Genomic DNA, 25,092 nt, shown 5'->3' on the forward strand with positions numbered 1-25,092 from the left:
ATACACTATATATGATGTGATATTCCGGCGATAAAAATCCCAATGGAATATTTCAGCCACGGTTCAATTTTCAATAAATAAAAAAGGTTACTAATTGCTTAGTAACCTTTTTGCTCCCCCTCTTATCGAAATATCGAACCAATTCATTAAAGATTTAGAGAAATTGTATTGGTTGTCAGTAGATTATCAATAATCTATTTATAGAATTTTACAATTCTATAAATTTTTACTGTATAAATCATTTTGATAAAAATGTCTATTGGAATAGTTTAATTTATATTACCTAAAAATGCAAAAAAGGTAATACAACCTCATTTTAATTCAATTGTTAGTAAAAGTAAAGCTGTTTTTGATTTGTTTTTCTTGGAAAAGGATAGATATTTGAAAATCAGCTAATTTTTGAATGTGTTAAAACCCCCATATTTTTTGCATTCGATTATTTAAGCACAGTATATTAATAACATGTTAACCAGTTATAGTTAATGGAATAAAATTCTTTATCCAGCAGCAGATCATGACTCGTGTTTTAAGGTCATTGCGGAAACATAGTAAACATTAAAATTTTCTGGAGAAGGCATTATTTAGACACAGCAATATTTTGACTTTATTTTAAAATTATGACACAAATAGATTACAAAAAAGCATTTTCAAAGTTAAGTCACATTAAAGCATTATCTCATGATCAAAAATTTGATCAAATTGTTCAAAATTTAATCACTCTTGCTTTAAATCAAAAGGTAGAGGAAAATCCAAAAAATGAAGCACAAGTAGCGGCTAGAATTAATGACATTTATGGAATGTCTATAAGGCTTCCAATAATTTTATCAAATATCGATAAACTACTTTCATTAGGTGAAATAACAAAAGATCCATTATCAAAACAACTACATGTCACGCCAGTTATTTCAAATAAATTAAAACAACGACTTGAAGTTGCATCTCAATTAGAGAATAGAGTAAAAATTGGGTGGTATAATGAATTGAAAGCTTTCAATCCTGATATCTCAGATGAAACATTAAATACTCTTTGGGAATGTTTAGAATCATATTTATGTAATGTTTTTGAACAGCATGGTATACAAACACTACATTTACTAAATCCCAATGCGAAAATTGAAGAAGACGATCAGAAAAGTTTGACAGATATAATTGAAAATATTATAAAAGAAAACAATGATTCATTATCAAAAGAAATTTTAATTGCTTCAATTAATCAATTCATAACAAACGCAGACGAAACTCGAACAAATTTTATTTCCCAACTAGCTGATTCGACCTTCACAAGCTTTGCTTTAACATCGGATGCAGAAACTGTAAATTTTTTAAATGAGCGATATAATAATCTACAACTATTTCTAGACACAAATTTTATTTTCGGAATTTTAGATTTGCATAAAAATAGTGAAGATGCTTCAGCTAGAGAAATTCTAGAGGAGGTTAAAAAAAATAGGTTACCTTTTAGACTCGCTTACCACCCCGAAACCTTAGCCGAATTTAAAAGAGCTTTTGATGCAAGAGCTCTACACATTAGGGCATCAAAATGGACTAGAGAAACTAGTAGAGTTGCAATAACTGTTGATGGATTAAGTCCATTAGAAGAACTATTTCACAAACAAAATATAGATAATGAAATTGATACCTCTGTATTTTTGGACAAATATGATCATGTTGACATTATTCTTAAAGACCTAGGCTTAATAGAATATACACCACAAGCTTTTACAAGTGATGAGGAATATGTAGATATTGAAAGTGACATTGAAAAATATCAAATATTTTATGATCCATTAACTAATAGAAAGCCCAAATCTTATCTTGGATTCAAACATGATGTTGTTGTAATAAGAGAAGTGCGTAGGCTTAATCCTAGAAAAACAAAATTTTTAGAAAGTCATGCATTTTTTATAAGCTCAGATTATATACTCGCAAAATTTGAAAAAAAGCATTATAGAAGAAATTGGGAAATAAATTATGTTGTTAGTCCGAGTGTCTTTTTACAATTAATTAGACCATTTATTGAAAATGATTACTCTTCAAATAAACGCTTTATTGATACTTTTTCTATTCCAGAATTGCGTGCTTTTGAAATTGATTATTCATCAACACGTTCAAAAGCTCTTCAAATTTTAAACGATAATTATCATGATACCTCTTTTGAAACAAAGGTGAAAATTTTAAGAGATCAAGTGATCTTAGAAAAATTAAAAAAGGCAAATGACGATTTCTCAGTTCAACTTGAAATAATAGAAAATCAAATTTCAATAGAAAATCAAATTCTCACAAAGCAGAAAGAAGAAGCTTTAAATGATATTCAAAAAATACAAAAAGAAAAGGATAGAATTGAAGAAGATAAGTACAAAGTAGAAGTTGAGAAAGAGACTGCTTTGACAGAAATTGAAATTAAGAATACTGAACTAAAAGTTAAATCAGAAGAATTAATTGTATTAAAGAACACTCATGCTATTTTAGAACTTAAACAACAATTAGAATATAAACAACAATTGCTTTCAATAACAGAAAGAAATATTGAATCTTATGATAAAAGACATCCTCCTATAGCTGCTATAATTGAAAAAAAGTTGAAAAATCATAGATTCTATTGGGTATTATCACCTGTTTTATTTTTTGCTTTTGTTATTTTCCTTATTTATAAATTATCTTGGGAAATCATGGAACCTTACACTTATATTTTTTCGATGATAGCTGCATTGGCGGGGTATTTATATTTTGCTATAAATGGAGATAGTTTTGACCCGAGAAAATATTTTAAATATTACAACAAAGGAATCACTTCTAAAATATATAGTGAATTTGATTTCAATATTGCAGACCTTGAATTGCAAAAGGAAACAAAAAAATCTTTAGAAGATGAAATAATAGGACTTAAAGCTGAAATTCAAAAAAAACAAATCCCCTAAAAACAGATAGTGATTTACGCAATTTTGAAACTTCGATACGTCACAACGGATGTCTTATATTCAAGACATGGTTTCAGAATGTTGAGGAAGCAACAAACATTCAATTACTAGTAAAGTTGTTAATGTTGTATTAGGCAAACACTCTGCTCTTATTAATTATAGTAAAACATAATATGCCAATAGATAGAGTATCATTAGGAAATAAATTAAGTCGCTGTAGGCAAAACCTAGATCTCGAATTGTCTGATGTGTCTAAAAAGATTGGATTGCCTTTAGAACGTTTAGATCAAATTGAGAAAGGCATTAAAGAGCCCACAGGAGATGAGATCTTAATTTTTGCAGATTTTTATAGGCAGGATTATAAATACTTTATTAGCAATGAGAGATTATCAGCGTCTGAACAGGTTGAAATACTATATCGCAAATTTGGTGATATTTTTTCAAAAGAAGATAGGTGGGCGATCCAAGAGTTTATTTTTTTATGCGAAAATGAACAAGACATTTTAAATTATTTAGATTTTAATAAATTAAATTTCATTGCTCCTAAGTACTCTCACGTATATAAATCACAAGGCACTGAAACTGCTGAAAAACTTAGGCATTTTTTGGGATATAAAAATGAGGAATTGTATTCTGATTTATATTCTGAGTTTAGAAAAATTGGACTTCATGTTTTTCGAAGAAAATTAAACAATTCGCAAATATCAGGTTTGTTTATTAAACATCCCGTTGCTGGGAAATGTATTCTTGTAAATTATGATGATGATACTTACAGACAGAATTTTACTCTCTGTCATGAAGTTTGTCATGCTTTATTAGATGATGAACATGAAATTAATATATCTTTTAAATCTGAAAATGATTATAGAGAAATTAGAGCCAATACTTTTGCAGGTAGTTTTTTGATTCCTCTGAGCTATATCGAAAAGTTTAAATTATTAACATGGACTGAGGAATTGGTATTGAAGATTGCTATACAATTAAAGGTTAATATTCAAACCTTGCTAATTGTATTGAAATCCAACAATTGTATTAATCAAAATTTATACGATAAGTTCATTAAGCTTAAAATTTCAAGAAAGGATAAAGATGACTATGAATTGAAAGGTGTTTCACCAGCTATCCTTTCATCAAAGAAACTTTTATTGGAAAGAGGTTTATCAATGTTTTATGTTAAAAAATGCCATGAAGCATATGTAAATGGGCATATTTCATCTGGAAAGCTAGCCGCAAACCTGCTCGTTGATGAATCAGAGCTACCTTTTATTTTAGACTTGTTTAAACTGAAACTAAATTATGAACATTGATATTACAGAGTTTCAAAAAATTAACGTTATTGATTCATGTGCAATTGATAATCTTCTTTCATCGGAAACACTATACCGTGCTGCAAAATCTTCTAATTGTAGTTTTTGCTATACAAAATTTGTTGAATACGAAGTGCTATTTAAGGCTAGAAGAACAATAAATGAAAAGTCTAAAAAACTTCAAGAAAAGCTTAAAGATGAAACGAAAGCTAATAGATTTGAGTGTCATAATTTAAGCATCGATGATTTGCAAGAAGTAGAAATACTAAAACAAAGGAAACGATTAAGTGTTGGAGAATTATCAAGTATTGCATTCGCTAAAAAGATTAACCAAAGTTTCATGACTGATGACTTAGGAGCAAGAAAACTAGGGAGTTTGATTTTAGGAACTAAAAGAGTGCAAACTACACCACACTTGATTGGTTGGCTATTTTATATTCGGGAATTAACTGACAGTGATTTTTCGATAATTGTTTCGGAGCATAAAGAGTATGAAAGGCCATTGAGCAAATATTTTGAGGAAGCTTATCATGAGAGTTTAAGAATAAAGAGTATGAATAAATAATATGCGTAGTTATATTATTTATTCATACTCTTTATTAGTAAGAATAAGTTCTTTTTCTGCTGGAGTTGAAATTCTGTTATAAATAATACATACAAAACATTATACCAATTTAAAGTGATCCACGCTAAAAACGTACAAGGACAAAAAATTAAAGTTTCTTTTTCAGGAGAAAAGGCAAAGTGCATTGATTGTGGACAAGATGTACGTGGACATAAAGGGAGAATGAAAATACCATACTGGCAGCATTTAAATAAAAAGGACTGCGATGCTTGGTTTGAACCAATTACCAGATGGCATATTGATTGGCAGAATAAATTTCCAAAAGAATTTCAAGAAGTAAGTTTAATAGATCCTAACACAAAAGAATTTCATAGAGCTGATGTTAGAACAAATTCTGGATTAGTCATAGAGGTCCAACATTCTCCCATAAAACCCGATGAGATTGAGCAAAGAGAAAATTTTTATGGAAAAAATAAATTATTGTGGATTTTAAATGGTGAAAGTCTATTAAAGCATTGTAGACTAAATTATCGCTATGAAAAAAAGGAAATGTCATTATCGTTTGAAATACCTCATTACTTAGATAAATCCCCTGAATTTAATTTTCAAGCTTTCAATGAGTATTTTTTGAAAAGTCAAGCATTAAATAAAATTAGAATCCATCCTGATTTATTAGATTTTGAAAATCAGAATGGAAATTATTTTTTATTTCATTTCAATAATAGCGTGTCATTTGAATCTATAAAATATGAACTAATTTATGATGCCAGAAAAATTTTAAATATTTTATTGAATGAAAAATTTCATGAAGATTACTTGAACGAGTTTAAAATTAATTATACAGACATACCGCAAGACAGATTTAGAAACATTAATCTTATAAAAAAATATTGGAGACCTTTTATTGATTTGATGAAACACCCTGTTTTTATTGACAATCTGGAAGGTATTGAAACTGACAAGATATATTTTTATCAGAAAAATGAAATTATTGATAAAGATGAATTTATTAAGAATATTGAAAAAAGCTGGTTGGCTGGTTATAATAAGAAGCATTTATTATAACCAGTCTTTTATAATTTTAATGACAATATGAAGATAAAATTTTTAAAAGCATTCAATGGTGATTCCATTTTAATTTCGTTTGCAGAAGATGGCAAATCAAGAAACATTCTAATTGACGGAGGGATGCCAGCAACTTACGTTCGGAAAGGTAAAAATGGAAAACCCGAATATGGAGAACTCAAATCCACTATTGACGCAATTCGAGAACGTGATGAAAAAATTGATCTTCTTATTCTTACTCATGTTGATAATGATCATATTGGAGGTTTGTTAAAATGGTTTGAAAAAGACCAGGATGCTTATAAACTAATCGGACGAATTTGGTTTAACTCAGGCAAGCTTATTTCGGAATTTTTTAACCAAAAAGAAAATGAAGAAAATTTTGTAAAGATAAACCCAGATGAAAGTACTCTAACTAGTATTAGAGGAGGAGTGACGTTTGAGGATTACATTGAGACGAGGGGAATTTGGGATAGAAGAATAGTAATTGCTTTAGAATATTTTGAGTATTTAGGTATTAATTTTAAAATTTTATCACCAAGTTCAGACAAATTAAAATTATTACTTGGTAAATGGGAGAAAGAAGCTCCTAAGTCTTTATACACGTCACCCGAAAAAAATGACTATGAACTTACACTTAACCAACATATTGAAAATGATAAATTCGAGGAAGATACCACTATTCACAATGGTAGTTCAATTGCTTTTATAATAACATTCGAAAATAAAAACTTTGTTTTTTTAGCTGACGCACATCCTACAATTGTAGCTAACTCATTAAAAGAACTAGGATATTCAAACGAAAAACCATTAAAAGCTGAATTGGTTAAAATTTCGCATCATGGCAGTAAGGCAAATAATAGTATTGAAATGCTAAAATTAATTACAACTAATAAGTATTTAATTAGCACCAATGGTGACAAAGATGCTCATCCGAATAAACAGTTGCTAGCAAGGCTTGCTTCGATAAATGATAGTTGTGAAGTGTATTTTAATTATCCTGGACAAATCGAAAAAATATTCAAGCCTGAAGATCGAGCAGATTTTCCTAATTTTAAACCAGTTAACATGGAAGATAACGAATTTACATTTTAAATAAATGGCGAGACTAGATTTATTACCCAAATATATAGTAAGGGTCGAAGGAGCTAGTGGCTGCTTGTTCCAGCCAATAAATGATGAATATAGCTGCGTTCTAACAGCAAAGCATGTTATTGATGGTAATAATTCACCATCAATAATCCGCCAGGCTTTTGATGAAAATGGTGCGTTAGTAAATGAAACATTAGAAATTATTGGGACTCCATTTTTACATTCTAACGAACACAAGGATGCCGCAATTATAAAGATTAAGAAAGTAGAAGGAATTGATTCTTTACTACGAGACGATTTATCATCTGAAAACAGAGATGGATATTATTTGTGTGGACATCCAGAGTCTAGAAGAACTCAAAATGATAGTTTTAGACTTGATGAAATTAGCATTCTACAACCCAAGGAAAATAATTATAGAGAAGCTAAAAGTAAACAACCTATTATTTATAATGAGGTAACTGGACAATCTGGAGGGGGTATTTTAAAAACACATGAATCTTGCATTTTGATTTCAGGTATCCAATCAAGAATGGTAGCAGAAGATGAAAGAGAAACATTGGGAAGATTAGCATTAATGCCTTTATCATTCTTTGATGAAATCGTAGAGCAAAATCCAAAAGAATTATCTGCATTATTTCCGCCATACATTGCTTCATTCAAAAGATTAGTTGATGAAATATTCCCGCTTTCAGGAATTCAGGTTGCTGATCAGAAAAAAAAATTAATTCAAAATGAATTAAAGGTAATTGCAAAAAATCTTTGTGATGATTTTACTCCTCAATTATTAATTGATTTGTATAAAGATTCTTTACTTGTTTCTGGAACAGATAAAAGTGTAATTAATCATAGTGAGTTATGGGTTTCATTTTTAGAATTACTTTCAATAAATCAATTACATAGTGAGCAAAAAATTACATTAGATTTATTAAAGCAAATTCATAAATCTAAAAAATTATACTTTACAGATTCGAAAGAATGGATTTCCAAATTAGAAGACATATATAGGTCTGATTTATCGGAAATAGAAAAAGGAGGTCTTGTTGTTGTTGGTTCTACAATCGACAAAAAACCTACAACAGTAGAAATTGATAAAGGGTATATAGGTAATATTTGTACAGTTCCAAGTAGTGAAATGAATATTAGTAATACTGTCAGCGACCCTTTTAATGATTTATCGATAGTTCATATTTACAAATTTCAAAAGCATGTAATTGATAATTATAAAGCATTTACCTCAATCACATCAGCCAATTCACTTAAAACAATAAAAGAAGTTACAAATGGAGTTATTTAGCGAAATAGAAGATGTAATAGTAGAAGAAATAAAAAAAGTCTTTGAATTGGATTATTTTTCAATTGGTACAGTTCAATTTGGAGGGATTATAATTGTTTGCATGGTTAAATTCAAAGATGAAACTAAATTAAATAGCCAATGGAAAGAATTCAACAGCTACTTAACAGCTAAATTCATACCTACAGTAAAAGATGATTATTCAAAATGGAATTTTTATGTATTTTATTTTTCAAATAATATAGTTAATAAGTCCCTGAAATATGAAATTGAAAATAACAAATTTAGCAGTAGGAAAATTGTAATTGATAATTGCGAATCAATTACTGCAACAGAAATAAATAATGTGATATCAGAACACATTACAAACGACAAAATTCAAATTAATGTTGAAAATAAAGAAATATCAACATTTAACAAGAATGCTTCTCTAGCAAATATTTTAGATAAGTTAAGCTTAAGTAAAAAAAATGATGAAGATATGCAAAATGCATTGGGTCAAATAGAAAATATTTTTAAAGATGAAATTTAAAAAAGTTGAAATACAAGCATTTCGTGCATACGATAAAGTACATGATGGAACATTTGATTTTACCCGTGAAGATGGTAAGAATGCTGATTTTATTTCATTATACGCTCCTAATGGATTTGGTAAAACATCGTTTTATGATGCAGTTGAATATGGTATAACAAATAACATTGATCGTTTCTTAAGAAAAGGAAACGGAAAAGATACATTTAATTCCGTTAAGTCTGAAAGAAGCATTAGGTCAAATAATAAGAGACAATATTTTTTAAGAAATAATAATTCAGATGATGATCTTCCATCATTTATAAAATTATACACTGTAGCTGAAGCATATCCAATTGAAACTAACATAGAGAAACCTAAAAGTAAAGCAGGTTATGATTACAAATTTGATCCAAGCGCAACTATAAATAAAGAATTTAAAACAGTCATTTTATCACAGGAATGGATTGATGCTTTTTTAAAAGAAGATAAACCAGAAGATAGATATGAGAGATTTATCGAATATTTTGGAGATAAAAATATTGATGAATATTATAATAAATTAATAAGCCTAATTGCTTTAAATAATAAGAATATAGAAGCGCTTACGAAAGTGTTAAGCGGTATACAACTAGAGTTAAAGTTTGGGGGAGACAAAGATATTCTCAAAAAGGTGAATGAAACAATTATTTCACTTAACAAAGTAGGGGAAAATTTAAAAGAGATTGATGAATCTTATTCAGAAACTGACGCTCTTAATCTTTCAAATAAAATATCCGAAAGAAAAGTTGATTTAGATTTTGAAATCAAAAAGGCAACCGAACACATGAAGTACTTAGATATTTTCTATGTAGGCAATGAAGAGGTTGCAGGACTGGCTAAATATTTTGAATCAAAAATAAAAATTGAGCAAGTTGATAATCAATACAAAGAAAATCTCTCTATTCTTGAAAAATTTGATAAAAAACAAAAATGCGTTAACGAAATTGATTCGATTAAATCACAAAACAATGAAATAGGAACTAAAAAACAAAATCTTGAATCATTACAAAAAGACTTAAAAGAGTATGAAAAAATTGCTCAAGAAATTGCATCTGGAAAAGAAAAAAGTGAATTATTAAAAAAAGAATTATCAGCCCTAACGCTAAATATAGATGCCCTTAATGAAAAGGAAAGCGAAAATAGATCCAAACAAAGTTCTTTACAAAATCAAATTTTAGAGTTAGAAAAAAGTATTTCAGAAATTCCAAAACTTTCAGAAGACTATAATAATTATAATCTAAAACTTAAAGAATCTCAAACAAAACTTGATAAAGTTGAACCTGAAATCAAAAGTTTAGAACAAAAGAAAAGTTTATTAGAAATATCAATAAATAATTTACAGAAATCTATTCAAGAGATAAATGCTGGTACATATCCATCTATTTCGGATGAATTGTATTCTAACAATGCGGAAATCATTGAGGCACTTATCGGAATTGAAAAGTCAATAACTATAGAACATGAAAATCTACATGCAATTAATTCTAATATACAAACAAGCGAAAATTTTAAAAAAGAAATTGAACAGTTCATTTCAAAGGGATCTGAAATAGTACATAAAAGTCAAACCAGCTCTTGCCCATTATGTGAGCAACAATATGAATCTTTTAGTGTATTAGCTTCGAAAATATCTAATAACAGCCTCCTGTCAAATATTCTTTCTGGCTTATTAAAGGATAGAGATGATAAAAACAAGAATATTGCTCAGTTGAATGAGTCATTAAAATCGAATAGGCAACAGCTCGTGGCCGAAATCACTAAGAAACTAGAAGAAACAGAAATAGAACGTGCAAAATTATTAGAAAATTTTAAAAAATATATTGATTTTAAATCCGAAATTATCAAAGAAATAGAATTATATAATAAACCTCTGAATGACCTAGATTTAAAATTAAATGAAAAGACGTTTGAAGTTTTCGAAAAAGAATCCAAAGATACTCTAGAAGAGCTAAAATCAGAATTGACTTCATGCATCAGAAGAGATGAAGAATTAAAAAAATCTGTTATTGACGAATCATTAAATTTAGATATTAAAAAAATTAAATCTTCCCACAATTTAACGAAACTAGATAGGCTTAGTAAAGAACCTATTTATTTAAAGATCGTTGAGTATTTTAAAATAAATTATCCTGAAGCAATAATCGCCGATAAACCATTATCTGACGAAATAATATTGATAACACATAATTTAGAATCGAATGTTGACAGAGAAATAAAGTTGAACGAAGAAATTGCAGATCTCAATATTATACTAAAAGCATTTACAGTTGAGGGTGTTCAAAAAAACAATGAACTAATAAGCGAAACCAAAAATATATACGTTAAAATAATAAATTCATTTGAGCAAGAAGTTCGATCAAAGTTGAATATTGAATTAAATGGGCACACAATTGATTCATTTTCTAATTTTTTAGATAGTAATAAAAACAACAGTAAGGATAAAATTGTCAAACATGAATTGATAATAAAAGACTATGATCTACTATCTCAATTCAAAGAAAACGTTACTCCATTTTTGAAATACGAGAAAGCGAAAGTTAAAGAGAAGGATACTAAAGATAGAATTCAGTTTTTAAAAACTAAAATATCTAGTGAATTAGAAAAGGAATTGCAAAATGTGTCTGAATATTTGACTCAACAAATAGATTCATTCTTTTATGAAGGCTTGATAAATGAATTGTACAGAAAAATAGATCCACATCCTGATTATAAGACAGTAACCTTTAGATGTGATTTTTCGGACACAAAGCCAAAATTGAATGTTTGTGTTTATCAGGAAAATGAAGATGAGTTAATAATTCCAAATCTTTACTTTAGTACCGCGCAATTAAATATATTAAGTTTAAGTATATTTTTGGCAAAGGCATTAAATGCTAAAGATGATAAGGGAAAACCATTTGACTGCATTTTTATTGATGATCCAATTCAATCAATGGATAGCATCAACATTCTTTCTACAATCGACTTAATAAGAAGTATTGTTGTAAACCATAAAAAACAAATAATACTTTCTACGCATGACGAAAATTTTCATAATCTTTTGAAGAAAAAAATGCCAACAAATTTATTCAATTCTAAATTTATGGAACTTGAAAGTTTTGGTAAGGTAAAAAATGATATTTAATACGTAATAAACAATATGGAATATATTTCTACCTCAGCACTTGCAAATGAGATTGATATCAATGCTAGTGAATTATTTGAAAAACTAAAGTCACTTGGATGGATAGAAAGAAAAAACGACAAGTGGATACTTACTAATCTTGGCGAACAAAAAGGCGGACAAACAAGAAGTAATCCTAAATTCGGAGAATATATCGTTTGGCCAGAAAATATTTCTATCAGCAATGGAGAACAAAAGGATAAAGCAAAACTTATTAACGCAACAGCAATTGGGAAGCACTTTTCTATTTCATCCCAAAGACTTAATCTGATTCTCTCAGAATTAGGTTTGATAGAAAAAGATATTGCAGCAGGCTGGGAAATAACTAAACTTGGGAAAAGTATTGGTGGTAGACAGTTTGAGCATGAAACATCAGGAGCTAATTATGTATTATGGCCTGAAGGTATTTTGCAATACAAAAGGCTTTTAGAAGTATTTAAAGAAAGTTTGCCAGAACAACCAATACTTCAAAAGGAAATTCATATCTCAACTTCACAAATCGAAACACCAACTATCAATAAAGATAATTTTAGAGAAAAGTTTGAAGCGAAGCATCGAACTATTGACGGGCATTATGTTCGAAGTAAAGCTGAAATGTTAATTGATAATTGGCTTTACCAATATGGACTTATTCATGCTTATGAAAGAAAGCTTCCAATAGATGAAGATGTTTATTGCGACTTTTATATCCCTTCAGGTAACGGTAGGCCGCAGGCTGTTTATATAGAATTTTGGGGGCTTGAGAATGATCCAAAGTATACTGCTCGTAAAAACAAAAAAATAGAAATATATAAAAAAGAAGGCCTTTCGCTAATAGAATTAACTGACGCTGATTTACAAAATATAGACGATATTTTGGCGAAAAAACTTAGACAATTCAAAGTGCCAATTGGGTAGAAATATAAATTTACCAAGTGAATTTGAAAATCGATAAGACAATGGATCGTAAAAAAAAGCATGGAAGTTTTATATTGACGAACGAGTTTACATTGGAAGAATTTCTTGCAGTAGCTCTTTTGCCAAACTCTGAAAAGGAATATTATCCAGTTAGTCACTTCCCAACCGATAAACATTTGGAAGATTATTTGGCAACCATTGAGTCAAGATCAGAAAAAGAAGTTCGGGATTTATTAAGACATTTTTTACCTAAGAATTCAACTTACGGAAAGGATAACTATTACCGTAAGTATTATATTCAGCGAGAGGAAAGTGAATCAATAACTTTAGAACAGCAAGTGGAAACAAACAATTATAGAATTGAAGATACCGAATATTATAGGCGGCTAATTTTTTCTATATTTCCCCATGAACATGTTTGGGAGGGTTTGACTTGGACTTTAGACCTTTTACCGCATTCACCCAATGAAGCAATTAGAGTAATAGACGCTTATTTTTTAGCTAACTGTCAATTTTTACCAGACGATTTAATGACTGGAATCAGTGACTGTACTACTATTCTAAGGGCTAGGTATTTTGATAAGGAACATCCAAGAGAAATTTTTTTAAATCTGTTGCCTAAAGAGTTTGAGCAATTAGTTGCAGGACTGTATTCTGAGATGAAGTACTTAACCAGGCTAACTAAAACTACACGAGATGGAGGTGTTGATATTTTTGCTTCTAAAGATGAGCCTGGTAAGAAAGAGAAACTCGTAATTCAATGCAAACGTTACACTCCAAAGATTACCTTAGACGAAGTTAAAGTATTGCATTCAACGACTTTGAGTACTAAATCTACTAAAGGCGTATTTGTTACAAGTTCTGAATATACTAGAGATGCAAAAAAGTTTTCCGAGGATAATCCTTCAGTTGAACTAATAGACTATAAACAATTAATTAAACTTTTGAACAAACATTATGGCCCATATTGGACAAGCAAAATTAGCCGTATTCTTAACAATCAAAAAATCAGAATTAAATAATAAAACGATTAAACAACTATGCGTTCAAAAAGTGAAATCTTATTGGCGATTAAACAACAGTTAGAATTTGTTAAAGATAATCTTCACGATTTAAAAAATAATCCCAATGATGCTAAAATTAAAAGGCAGTCATTCGCAAATCTTATCACATGGGGCAGAACTGTTACTTTTGTTATACAAAATCTTAAAAGTGTTGTCGGTGAAGATAAATTTAATACTTGGTATCAGCCTTTTCAAGATGAGATGAAAAATGATCAATTATTAAATATGTTTAAAGATGCGAGGAATAATTTAGAAAAGCAGGGCAAGCTTCATACGTCATCGATAGGTTTACGAAATTTTTCTTTTGATACAAGTATGCTCAATAATTTCCAACCACCACCTAATAACAAAGGTTTTTTTATAGGCGATCAATTTGGGGGGAGTGGATGGATTATTGAATTGCCAGACGGAAGCACAGAAAAAATATATGTTGATATGGCTGATATACAGACATGGACTATTGAAATTTCATTCTCTAATCATGCAGTCATGCATTTAGGGCAAACAGTAACAGACACAAGCATAGAAAATTGTTCTTCATTATATTATGATTATTTAAAAGGTTTAGTCGAGAAAACTACATTAGAATTTAAATAGTTATTAAAATATATATATATACATTTTCCTTATTCAGAAACAAACTATACGTGTTATGAATTGAGTGACAAATAGAAAATAAATCCTGAAAAATTTTTACAATTACATTTCAATACATTGATCACAATGTTTGAAGGAGTTTTTTTTCAAAATTTCATTGGTTGAAAATTTTTTCATAAAAATTTAGATAAAAATTGTGCATGCCTATTATGCTCGTTGCAGAGCCTCTAGCGAGCAATATTGATTTATTGGTATCAAATTTCAAATTTGGAAAATTTGGGTAAAAATTTGTGAAGGGGTACTTCAAATAATGTAAGACCTAGATTTAGACCCTTAAATAAGATACGCATGTACATTAAATAGAGCCATAATTTAAGGGCTTATTTTTATACTTTCTCACTTTGCCATGGTTTAATTCATAATGCAAAGTCACAAAAAATACGAGAAGAAATATTTTCAGATTCGAGTAATTGGTCAGAATGATACTGGAAAATCTGAGTTGAAAACTCTTCACTTATTGGCAGTAGATTACGCACAAGCAATGAGCTTGGCGAGATGGCATCTTCATTTCGAATATCAATGTTTTCAAGCATTCTTATTGCAGTATCGCTTTTTGAAGATTGCCTTATTTCAATACTATAGTCAATTACAAGGTTATGAGATCAGCAGATTTCATGTGATCGCTTGTCTTTATGTATTCAAGATGGATAATAGATTTGATGAAGATGTTTCATTGCTTATTCTGGCTGAAGCTCGCAAGCTTATTGTAAATTATCTAAGAAATAAAAAATAATTGGGCAGAAGAGTACAAGCAAAATTACTCCTTGATTCCTTTAAAGAAATCAGTCATGGATATTTGAAGGTATACACATATTTTCTTAAGTGTACTTACGGAGAAATCTCTTTTTCCAGTTTCAATTCTACCAAAGTGTATTCCCGTATCATTGAATGCATTCTCCTGAGTTAAATTGGCTTTTTCTCTAAGTTCTTTAACTCGTTGAGCTAATTTTCTTAAAAGTTTTGGATTTCCTTCTGTGCCCATGACCGAAAGGTCGGGACGTTGACCTATATAATTAATTACCGTACGGTCATTTTGTAAAGTATTTTTACTAATTTGGTAAGCGAATAAGGCGGAAACCGAAAAGCCCTGAAAGAGTAGGTAAGGTTAAATTTTAATGTTTATGCACAGAATTACTTTAGTTCTTTTATTAATGCTTCTTACTTTTTCATGTAAAAAGAAAGAAGATCCACAGCCTTCAACACCAAGTGGAACTGGAGGCACAGGTGGTACAACAACAACCAAAACAATTCAATTTTACCAGGCTTATATTCCAAGTGGAACAAATGGAAAAGTTAATTACTTCTTCTTTGCAAAAGATCCAGATGCGTTGGTTGCACATGGTACTTTGAACGGGTCTGTTCGACCTTCAAATTCAACTTCAGCTTGCTATGATCCTGCTTCTTATACTGTAATGAGTAATTTGATATATGGTAGCCGATATCACTACCAGATTAAAAGTGGTAATGCAGCATCATCTACAGTAATAATTGATGGCTACTTCACCATATCAGCAGCTGGTACTGTAACATTAGAACAAGTGCAACCAACAAGTGGGCCACGTATGGTATATGAGGAATGCGGTGCAACAAAAGGATCTTTTACAGTCTATTGTCAGTATAAAAACTAATAAACTAATTAGAAAGGCGATCTACGGATCGCCTTTTTGTTTTGATAATAAAACACATAAACATTTATTGAAATTATACTTTTACAATGAACCTGCTTTATTGAAATAAAAGACCTATGAAATTTATCATTAAATTAATACTGATAGTAAGCTGCCTTGTAATTGCAAATGGATTTGTATGTAATAACAAGCCAACAGGTATGCTTGATTTGATAAAGACTAGGATTGAACTCTACTACGATCAGGAAAGAAAAGAATTGCAGATTAAGGTTGAAGGGAAAGAACAAATTGAATTAGTACAGATTTATGCAGGTGAAAAATTACTTGTGGAATTTGACAATCAGCAAATCCCTCCTTGGGATTCTATTATTCGATTGAAGATGGGTTGTCCTTTACCTTGTAAGTTTTGTTATATCATACAAACAAATGATGGAATGAGGCACAATATGAAAAGCAAGAAAACTGATTTGAATGAAAACGGGTCTTTCTGTGAGATTGGATCCCCAAAAAAGAATTAAACGAAACCCAAGACAAAAGCACCTTGGGTTTTTTATTCACTATCTCTGGATTCAATATATGCTTATAGCAGATGTTTCTGAAGTATTTCCCGAAAGAGCAACATTTACGCCTTCTTTATTAATTTCCGAAATGATTGTTGCCTGCACTTCCTTTTGTAAATCCTCTGAAGAAAGAATAGAATCATGTATACTAACAAAAACCTCTTTAGGATATTTTTCTGTTAAAATACCAAGTACTCTTCTAGTGATTATATCCGTTTCCAGGATCTGCATTCGTTTAGCTAAGGTTGCATGATTTTCTTTTTTTATGTCACAAAGAATTGAATATACATTCGGGAATTCGCTTACAAACAGTTGCAGCAGCGGTGTTTTCCTGATCATCCAGCCTCTGGGAATTTTACAGTAGAAGATATAATGGAAGAAATCAGTTTTAAATGTTTTTCTCAGATCTTCATTTTTTGGATCAAGGTTCATTTTCAACATCAAGTAATCATAGATCATACCTTCTTCACATAGATTAATATAGCTGGAAACATCAGGCGATGAATCAATATCAATTCCTTTATCTCTTAACTCCTGCATCAATACAATAGCAAACAGTAACGGTTGACTATTCTTGATATCTGATTCTTTCAATAACTTTCCATTTACCATTAATCCTTTTTTGATTTCTTTTCTAAGAGAGCTGATATTGTGGAATATCCTGGTTTCTCTTTCTTTAAAGAAGTAATCTTGTTGTTCAATTTTCTGGATAGAAAGCATGTCTGATTTAAACTGATTCCAGGTGTATTTTATTTCTTCCTTATCTGTAAGGTCAATCTGATAAAGGGAAAGATTCTTTTCAACCTGGGATAAAGCTGTACCCACATAAGAATACAAATAAGAGGAAGTAGAAGAAGATAAGAAATAAGAAGATGATCTAGTATATTTATAAACAGAACACTTTTTAAACTCTATATTAGCTGTATCCACATAAGAATATACAGTAGAAGGATAGTAGTAGTTAGAACAATAAGGAGTAGGATAATAAATAACTAAAGAAGAAAGATCATCTGAAAGAATATACTCTGGATAAGAGAAATCCCAGCAAGATGTATCTATAAGAGATATGTCGTATGATGATGCTATTTTGCTCTTACTGGTTAAAACCTGATTTACTATGTCTAATTCCAACTTGAATAATAGATTATATAAATGAGTTAATAGCTTATCTTTAGTAGAATAGTAATTAAGTCTCATCTTGTTTGAGAACTTTGTATCATCGCTCATGATTTGCCTGAAGATTTCATTTCTATATTTTTCGGTTAGTCTATAACCATAACATTTGCCATTGCCTTTATTTTTTCCTGTATGGTGGTGGTAGATTCCGTCACATTCAATGATGCCAAGTTCAGTAGTGAGAATATTAAGTATAGGTTTAACATATCTCTTGCCAAGAATCTTACGGAGCATCTTAGATGACAATGGTATAAATGAATCTTTGCCGAGTGATTTATCCAGGAACCTGGAAACATACAATTCATGTATAATATACAAGAACTTGTCGATGTGGTGGGAGATCATTTCTTCCCGACCAATAGAAGTAAGTACCATTGGGAAACTGCAAAGGGAAGAGGGGATATAGAAGTATACCGCTTTTTTCATGTCTGTTAATCTTTTAGTTTTTCCTGTTAATCTTAGTTTAGTCTCTTAGAGGAAGCAAGGCAAGATTAACAGATCAGAATCCTTGCTTCCATTGTATAAGAGGTATATTAAAAACAATAATGGTTTGCTTTCAAAGAATCAAGGAATCAAAGAAATATTTTTTTTCAATATGTGATAAAGCTGTACCCACATAAGAATACATAGAGAAAGTAGAAGAAGAGGATAATAAAGTAGAAGGAACTAATATTATAAAAACAAATAGAAATTCAATTGCTGTGTAAGATTAAGTCCTCTCGAATAAGACCTTCAAATTTCAATATTGAAAGGGTGTAATTAGAGGAAAGTGTATAAGAATAAGTTTTAACATAAATTTATACTTAACGGACACTTAGACTTTATAAAATATGAAGACAAAAGTAATATGTCTGGTTCGTGTGAGTACACAAGACCAGGATTACCAAAGACAGATTTCTGATTTGACAAAATACAGTCAGGCCAGAGATTTTGTAATTGTAGATTTTATCTCTGAAAAAGTTTCAGGCACAAAACGAAATGAAGAACGAAACGGGATTCAAGAACTTTTAAAAAGGGCCAGAAAGAAAGAATTTCAAAAAGTAATTGTTCAGGAGATTTCAAGGTTAGGAAGAAATCCATTTCAGGTTCAACGTGTGATTGAAGAATTGGCAGAGCTTTCTATTTCAGTTGTGGTTCAAAACATGAACCTTGAGACTTTGGATGAAGGTGGAAATAGAAACGGATTTATAGATTTGATGCTAAGCACAGCAGTTCATTTTAGTTCAATTGAGAGAAGTTGGATTGTAAATCGAATTCGTTCAGGACAAAAGAACAGTAAGAAAAAAATTGGACGTCCATTCAATACATTTGAGAGTAAGGAAGCTGTATTGAAAAAATATGCAGCAGTTGTAAGAGATTTGAAAAGTGGAATCTCAATAAGAAAGGTGGCAAAGTTGAATGATTTATCAACTCCAACTATTCAACGAGTAAAAAAGCTGATGCAGGAATTGTAGTAGTGTTGAGGGGTACAAGGTAGAGAAGTTTTTGTTCATTATCTGTCACACGAAAAAATGCACCGAATGTGTAATGCAGATATAATTGAATTTGACTTCTCATGTCTCTTATGAAAATAATAATTGAAATAAAGAATTGACAAATTATAGATTTGCAACTTTGAAATGAGTTATTCGTTTATAACTAAAACAGCATGACTAATACGAAGACTTTGAAGTATAGGTTACATTTAGTTTACTGAATAAATAAAAATGAATAAATAAAAATAAAATAAAAAAAACCAGTCAGACGAATCCAACTGGTGAGTGATGAAAAAGAAATTTCGACCCTTCTTTTTTATTGGTAATACTAAAATAGAACAATAAGGTTTCATAATCAAGAAACTTTTTCTATTTGTTCCCGCCCAATAGATCTCATCCACTCATCTAGGTAAATCAGGCTACAACAGGAAGTATAAAATTCCTGAACAGAAAAACTATGTCTTTTCTTCATTAGAAAATAAAGAAGAAAAGCAGAGATGGAAGAATATTGTCTAATAATCTATTTGTGATATCATGGTAACAGTAAGTATGTGTAGGAAGAAATTGAAAGGAGATAAGAACTTTTCTGATGAACAGGTTTTGCAACTAATATCTTTTTTATATCATCTAGCTCAATTGGAGTTGGATGAATTTTATTTCAAGAGTCACTAAAAAAAACACATATATGAAAAAAGCGGTAATTTATTCTCGGGTATCAACTGATGAGCAGGCACAATTAGGTTACAGTCTAAGGGATCAGGAACGATGTTTAAGATTATTTTGTGAGAAAAATGACTTAGAAGTTGTGCATCATTATCAAGACGATCATAGTGCAAAGGATTTTAATAGACCACAGTTTCAGCAATTCTTAAGAGATGTAAAAAGTAAAAGAATCAAGGTTGACTATTTTGTTTGCCTGAAACAGGATCGGTTTTCAAGAGATACAAGATTAGCATTGAATTCAGTTCATGATCTAGAGAAACTTGGTGTGACAGTTAAATATGTAGAAAATAATTTAGACCTTTCAATTGCAGAAAACATTATACCTTACTTGCTAAATTTTGGAATAGCTGAATTGGAGAATAAAAGGTTAAGCGAAAGAACAAAGAAGGGTATGCGCCAAGCTAAACGTGAAGGGCGTTGGGTTGGTACACCCCCAAGAGGTTACAAATCTATACCCGATTCTACAGGAAAAAAAATATTGACACCGAATCAATATTCAACGTTAATTATAGAAGCATTTACAGAGTTTGCTCAAGGGAATCATTCTACAGAATCATTAAGGAAGGTCTTATATGCACGTGGTCTAAAAGTATCAGAGAATCAATTTCCAAATATCCTTAAAAATCCTATTTATTGTGGGAAGATAAGAATCGATGAGTGGAAAGAAGAGAAAGAAGAAATTGTCATCGGAATTCATGAGCCTTTGATAAGTGTGGAGCTATTCGAAAAAGTACAGCGTATATTAAACGGAACTTCTACACCTAACAAACCTCATAAAAAACTTGATCCTGAACTTCCATTGCGGCCCTTTTTAAAATGCAGTTGTGGCAGTAATTTGACAGGGAGTAGGTCAAGGAGTAGAAATGGCAATTATCATTATTACTACCACTGCCAAAATGGTTGTTCTGTAAGATTTCCTGCTAAGGTTGCAAATAAAAAATTCGAAACGTTTCTTTCAATGTTTTCTTTTTCTGAAGATGTTATTCTTTTGTATAAAGAAGTATTAAAAGACGAATTCTCAAAACAAGTAAAAGAAAGGTTGGAATTGAGTGCAGCTGATGCGGCACTCAAATTAAAAACCCAAAATCTTCTTGATAATGCAGATGAAAAATATATCGCGAATGAGCTTGATAATACCACTTATCAAAGAGTAAAAGAAAAGTATCAGAAAATACTGGATACAATTACAAATAAAGAGCTCGATTCTAAAGTTGTTAAGTCTGAATTTGAAAAATATTTAAAAGGAGTAACCCTCTTGGATTCATTAGATGTTAAGTATAAAGAAGGAACGATAGAGTTTAAAAACGCTCTTCTTGGTTCGATATTCATGGGCAAATTAGAATTTTCCGAAAACGAGTATCGAACCACTCAAATTAATAGTGTTGTCGAAAATTTGCTTTTGAATTTCAATGAATTAGCAAGCTATAAAAAAGAAAAAGCCACTACGAATAGTGGCTTTTTACAGCAGGCTCCCCCTCTTGGGCTCGAACCAAGGACCCCATGATTAACAGTCATGTGCTCTAACCAGCTGAGCTAAGGAGGAGTGTCTCCGAATTGGGAATGCAATATTAAGCGTTTGTTTTGTATTATGCAACTCTCATTCTGAAATTTTTTACATCTTATTCATACTGAGTGAAATTAAATTATAAATAGCTTTAATATGCGCTTATATACATGAAAAACTCAGGTGCAGGCATGATATGCACATATAATTTCGCTGAAAAATAAAAGGGGAACTAAATGCGTTTAAAATAAGTAATAAAGAGGATTTTCCTCTTACAATGTATTAATTTAGCACACGTAAAATAATTGTATTACAACTATGAGTTTGAAGAAACTAGGAATGTTAGCGGTAGTGTCTTCTATCTTTGGAGGCATTGTAGCTTTAGTCGGCTACCAGTATTTTGTCAAAAAGAATGAATTTACGTCCATTGAATCGATGCAGCGCGCATCCTTTGCAAATTTTTCAGATACATCTGCTATCGCAGTGCCTGCGGGTCTCAATTTTATTCATGCCGCAGAATTGACTACACCGGCAGTAGTGCATATAAAAACAACGTATATGCCTGAAACTACACGCCCTAAAACGCGTGATGAAGAATTGTTCCGGTACTTCTATGGTGATCCGTATGAAAATTACAACCAGCCGCGCGAAGCTTCCGGCTCCGGCGTTATTGTTACCGGCGGCGGATATATCGTAACAAATAATCACGTGGTTGATAAAGCATCTAAGATTCAGGTTGTATTAAATGACAAAAGAACCTACGATGCAAAACTGATCGGAACAGATCCGACAACGGATCTGGCATTGATTAAAATTGAAGGTGAAAATCTTCCGTTTGTAGTGTATGGCAACTCGGATCAGGTGCGTATCGGTGAGTGGGTACTGGCTGTAGGAAATCCGTTTAACTTAACGTCTACGGTTACCGCAGGTATTATCAGCGCTAAAACAAGAAGCATCAATATCCTGAGAGATAAAGATAACATGGCGATTGAATCTTTTCTGCAGACAGATGCGGTAGTAAACCCGGGCAATAGCGGTGGTGCATTGGTAAACTTAAGAGGAGAACTGATTGGTATCAATACGGCTATTGCAAGTCCTACGGGAGCATATGCAGGTTATTCGTTTGCTGTACCGGTATCTCTTGTTAAAAAAGTGATTGATGACATCATGAACTATGGCCAGGTGCAACGTGGTTTATTAGGTGTGGTGATTCAGGATATGACGCCTGCTTTAGCAAAGGAAAAAACAATCGATTTTATTTCAGGAGTTTATGTGAGTGCCGTTAATCAGGGAAGTGCAGCAGACCTGGGAGGTATTAAAGAAGGCGATATTGTAACAAAGATCAATGACATCAACATCGGCGCAACAACACAATTGCAGGAAGTAGTGGCGCGCTACAGACCCGGCGACAAATTGAAAGTTAAGTATGTGCGCAAAGGAAAAGAACTTGAAACTTCGGTTACCTTAAAAAATAAATTAGGCGATATGGCCATTGTTGCTAAAGACGACAACTCTGTTAAAACGAAGCTTGGCGCAGACTTACAGCCGGTATCGGGTGGTGAAATGAGTGTGCTGGAAATTTCCGGCGGTGCAAAGGTTGCAAAATTATTTAGCGGTAAATTAAAAGAAGCAGGCGTAAGAGAAGGATTTATTATTACTTCCATCGATAAAAAACCTGTCAGCTCGCCGGAAGATGTTGTCCGCATTCTTGAATCTACTACCAATGGCGGTATCTTGATGGAAGGTATTTATCCGAATGGAAAAAAAGAATTCTACGGCATTGGTTGGTAAAACAGATCAGCGATAAAAAATAAAAAAAGTGTTCGAAAGAACACTTTTTTTATGTAAAAACGTATAAACAAATTATGACTCAGCTACCGGTTAAAGAAATATTTGACGCATTTAATATTCAAAAACAAAATGCGTCTGCTATGTCTGCAGGTCAAACATGGCATAGCAATGAAACGTTTCTAAAAAGTTCGCCGATTAACGGAGAGCTTTTGGCAACTGTTGAGTATGCTTCAAAAGAAACGTATAATGCATTGATTGAAAAAGCTCAGGAGGCTTTTCCTGTATGGAGCGCATTGCCTGCTCCCAAACGTGGTGAAATCATCCGGCAGATTGGTGATGCATTCAGAGAAAAGAAACAGGAATTAGGCGCGCTCATTACAATAGAGACAGGAAAGCTTTTACAGGAAGGTTTGGGTGAAGTGCAGGAAATTATTGATGTGTGCGATTTTGCCGTTGGCTTGTCACGCCAGCTGTATGGCTTAACCATGCACTCTGAAAGACCTGATCACAGAATGTATGAACAATATCACCCGCTTGGGATTGTCGGGATTATATCCGCCTTTAACTTTCCTGCTGCTGTCTGGTCGTGGAACGCAATCATTGGCGCTGTATGTGGTAACGTATGTATCTGGAAGCCGTCAGAAAAAGCACCTTTGTCGGCAATTGCCTGTCAGTCGGTTGTTTCAGAAGTAATAAAGAAGAACGGATTGCCGGAAGGAATATTCACCATCTACCAGGGAGCCGCCGCGCAAGGCAGCTGGATGGCGGATGACGAACGCGTAGCGCTTGTTTCTGCTACCGGGTCTGTTGCAATGGGTAAAAAAGTGAATCAGGCTGTTGCCGGTCGCTTAGGCAAAGTTTTGTTAGAACTTGGCGGTAACAATGCGATCATTGTTACAGAAAAAGCCAATCTTGACATGGCAACACGTGCCATTGTTTTTGGGGCAGTGGGTACGGCTGGTCAGCGTTGTACAACGACACGCAGGTTGATTGTGCATGAAAGCATATACAAAAAGCTTGTTGATGATCTGACACGTATTTACGCACAGCTTTCTATAGGAAGCCCTTTGGATGCAGACACATTGGTTGGCCCGTTGATTGATGAAACAGCTGTAGAACTGTATGAAAAACGCATAGCGACTGCTCAGAAGGAAGGGGCGGTATTAGTCACAGGCGGCAAGCGTATGCAGCCTAAAGGTTTTGAAAAAGGAACATATGTGTTGCCTGCTATTTTAGAAGCCGACGGTGCAATACCATCCATTCAGGAAGAAACGTTTGCGCCGATTTTGTATATTTCAAAATACACCGGACACGTAGAAAATGCCATAAAAATGAACAATGGCGTGCGCCAGGGTTTATCTTCCGCCATTTTTACAGGAGATTTACAACAAATGGAAAGATTCCTTTCAAATAAAGGGTCTGATTGCGGCATTGCCAATGTAAACATAGGAACGTCAGGCGCTGAAATAGGAGGTGCATTTGGAGGTGAAAAAGAAACCGGTGGAGGCAGAGAGTCTGGTTCTGATAGTTGGAAAGCATATATGCGACGCCAAACGAATACAATTAATTACGGGAATACCTTGCCTCTTGCTCAAGGGATAAAATTTGATTTATAAATCAGAATGTTGCATTTTGCATTTGAATAGAATTAATTATATTT

20 protein-coding genes and 1 tRNA gene are annotated in these 25,092 nt (G+C 31.8%); 18 read left to right on the plus strand and 3 right to left on the minus strand.

Translation table 11 applies throughout. From position 1 onward, the window contains the following. Positions 1 to 617 precede the first annotated feature (617 nt). The 12 genes from CHU_RS00170 (at position 618) to CHU_RS00225 (ending at position 15,308) form a co-directional block, all read left to right on the plus strand. Positions 618 to 2,918, plus strand: a complete 2,301-nt coding sequence (locus CHU_RS00170) for a hypothetical protein (RefSeq protein WP_011583443.1) — start codon at positions 618 to 620, stop codon at positions 2,916 to 2,918. A 173-nt stretch (positions 2,919 to 3,091) separates the two neighbouring features. After that, entirely contained in the window at positions 3,092 to 4,225 is a 1,134-nt protein-coding gene (locus CHU_RS00175) for an XRE family transcriptional regulator (protein WP_011583444.1), read from the plus strand. Then, positions 4,215 to 4,790: a hypothetical protein gene (locus CHU_RS00180; RefSeq protein WP_011583445.1), complete on the plus strand. Its 576-nt coding sequence runs from the start codon at positions 4,215 to 4,217 to the stop codon at positions 4,788 to 4,790. Before CHU_RS00175 ends, CHU_RS00180 begins: the two co-directional genes overlap by 11 nt. 114 nt (positions 4,791 to 4,904) lie before the next feature. Next, complete coding sequence (locus CHU_RS18685) at positions 4,905 to 5,855, plus strand: competence protein CoiA (RefSeq protein ID WP_011583446.1); 951 nt, start codon at positions 4,905 to 4,907, stop codon at positions 5,853 to 5,855. Positions 5,856 to 5,882: 27 nt separating this feature from the next. Next, the gene (locus tag CHU_RS00190; protein ID WP_011583447.1) at positions 5,883 to 6,950 is read left to right on the plus strand and encodes a ComEC/Rec2 family competence protein; all 1,068 of its coding nucleotides are present in this window, start codon (positions 5,883 to 5,885) and stop codon (positions 6,948 to 6,950) included. 4 nt (positions 6,951 to 6,954) lie between these two features. Then, positions 6,955 to 8,244, plus strand: a complete 1,290-nt coding sequence (locus CHU_RS00195; protein WP_011583448.1) for an ABC-three component system protein — start codon at positions 6,955 to 6,957, stop codon at positions 8,242 to 8,244. After that, positions 8,231 to 8,773 carry an ABC-three component system middle component 1 gene (locus tag CHU_RS18690; RefSeq protein ID WP_011583449.1) on the plus strand — a complete coding sequence of 181 codons (543 nt, stop codon included), beginning with the start codon at positions 8,231 to 8,233 and terminating at the stop codon, positions 8,771 to 8,773. The genes CHU_RS00195 and CHU_RS18690 overlap by 14 nt, the downstream gene beginning before the upstream one ends. Continuing rightward, on the plus strand, positions 8,763 to 11,918 hold the full coding sequence (locus tag CHU_RS18695; protein ID WP_011583450.1) for a DNA repair ATPase: 3,156 nt from the start codon (positions 8,763 to 8,765) through the stop codon (positions 11,916 to 11,918). Before CHU_RS18690 ends, CHU_RS18695 begins: the two co-directional genes overlap by 11 nt. Before the next feature lie 15 nt (positions 11,919 to 11,933). Further along, the gene (locus CHU_RS00210) at positions 11,934 to 12,854 is read left to right on the plus strand and encodes a hypothetical protein (RefSeq protein WP_011583451.1); all 921 of its coding nucleotides are present in this window, start codon (positions 11,934 to 11,936) and stop codon (positions 12,852 to 12,854) included. Between the two features lie 41 nt (positions 12,855 to 12,895). Continuing rightward, positions 12,896 to 13,876, plus strand: a complete 981-nt coding sequence (locus tag CHU_RS18700) for a restriction endonuclease (protein WP_011583452.1) — start codon at positions 12,896 to 12,898, stop codon at positions 13,874 to 13,876. 18 nt (positions 13,877 to 13,894) lie between these two features. Beyond that, the gene (locus tag CHU_RS00220; protein WP_011583453.1) at positions 13,895 to 14,515 is read left to right on the plus strand and encodes a hypothetical protein; all 621 of its coding nucleotides are present in this window, start codon (positions 13,895 to 13,897) and stop codon (positions 14,513 to 14,515) included. Positions 14,516 to 14,936: 421 nt separating this feature from the next. Continuing rightward, positions 14,937 to 15,308 carry a hypothetical protein gene (locus CHU_RS00225; protein ID WP_011583455.1) on the plus strand — a complete coding sequence of 124 codons (372 nt, stop codon included), beginning with the start codon at positions 14,937 to 14,939 and terminating at the stop codon, positions 15,306 to 15,308. A gap of 24 nt (positions 15,309 to 15,332) precedes the next feature. Here CHU_RS00225 and CHU_RS00230 read toward each other — a convergent pair whose 3' ends face one another. Continuing rightward, a complete protein-coding gene (locus CHU_RS00230; protein ID WP_011583456.1) occupies positions 15,333 to 15,557 on the minus strand; it encodes a helix-turn-helix domain-containing protein in 225 nt (74 codons plus the stop codon). A gap of 139 nt (positions 15,558 to 15,696) precedes the next feature. On the opposite strand from CHU_RS00230, the gene CHU_RS00235 reads away from it, so the two are divergent. Both CHU_RS00235 and CHU_RS00240 read left to right on the plus strand, forming a co-directional pair. Further along, positions 15,697 to 16,203 (plus strand): hypothetical protein, encoded by a 507-nt coding sequence (locus CHU_RS00235; RefSeq protein ID WP_143144072.1) that lies wholly within the window; start codon positions 15,697 to 15,699, stop codon positions 16,201 to 16,203. A gap of 116 nt (positions 16,204 to 16,319) precedes the next feature. Next, the gene (locus CHU_RS00240) at positions 16,320 to 16,721 is read left to right on the plus strand and encodes a hypothetical protein (RefSeq protein WP_011583458.1); all 402 of its coding nucleotides are present in this window, start codon (positions 16,320 to 16,322) and stop codon (positions 16,719 to 16,721) included. 51 nt (positions 16,722 to 16,772) lie between these two features. Here the strand turns inward: CHU_RS00240 and CHU_RS00245 are convergent, their stop codons facing one another. Continuing rightward, positions 16,773 to 18,365, minus strand: coding sequence for a hypothetical protein (locus CHU_RS00245; RefSeq protein ID WP_011583459.1), 1,593 nt, complete (start codon positions 18,363 to 18,365; stop codon positions 16,773 to 16,775). 404 nt (positions 18,366 to 18,769) lie between these two features. On the opposite strand from CHU_RS00245, the gene CHU_RS00250 reads away from it, so the two are divergent. Beyond that, positions 18,770 to 19,393 (plus strand): recombinase family protein, encoded by a 624-nt coding sequence (locus CHU_RS00250; protein ID WP_011583460.1) that lies wholly within the window; start codon positions 18,770 to 18,772, stop codon positions 19,391 to 19,393. Between the two features lie 706 nt (positions 19,394 to 20,099). Next, on the plus strand, positions 20,100 to 21,641 hold the full coding sequence (locus tag CHU_RS19065; protein WP_011583461.1) for a recombinase family protein: 1,542 nt from the start codon (positions 20,100 to 20,102) through the stop codon (positions 21,639 to 21,641). Here CHU_RS19065 and CHU_RS00260 read toward each other — a convergent pair. Next, a tRNA-Asn gene (locus CHU_RS00260) sits at positions 21,607 to 21,680 on the minus strand. The genes CHU_RS19065 and CHU_RS00260 overlap by 35 nt on opposite strands. Positions 21,681 to 21,959: 279 nt before the next feature. Between CHU_RS00260 and CHU_RS00265 the strand changes: the two genes are divergently transcribed. Beyond that, positions 21,960 to 23,432, plus strand: a complete 1,473-nt coding sequence (locus tag CHU_RS00265; protein WP_041932095.1) for a Do family serine endopeptidase — start codon at positions 21,960 to 21,962, stop codon at positions 23,430 to 23,432. A 74-nt stretch (positions 23,433 to 23,506) separates the two neighbouring features. Beyond that, positions 23,507 to 25,048, plus strand: coding sequence for an L-piperidine-6-carboxylate dehydrogenase (locus CHU_RS00270; RefSeq protein ID WP_011583463.1), 1,542 nt, complete (start codon positions 23,507 to 23,509; stop codon positions 25,046 to 25,048). The last annotated feature ends 44 nt before the right edge of the window (positions 25,049 to 25,092 follow it).

This window comes from Cytophaga hutchinsonii ATCC 33406 (assembly GCF_000014145.1).
GTDB classification, from domain to species: domain Bacteria; phylum Bacteroidota; class Bacteroidia; order Cytophagales; family Cytophagaceae; genus Cytophaga; species Cytophaga hutchinsonii.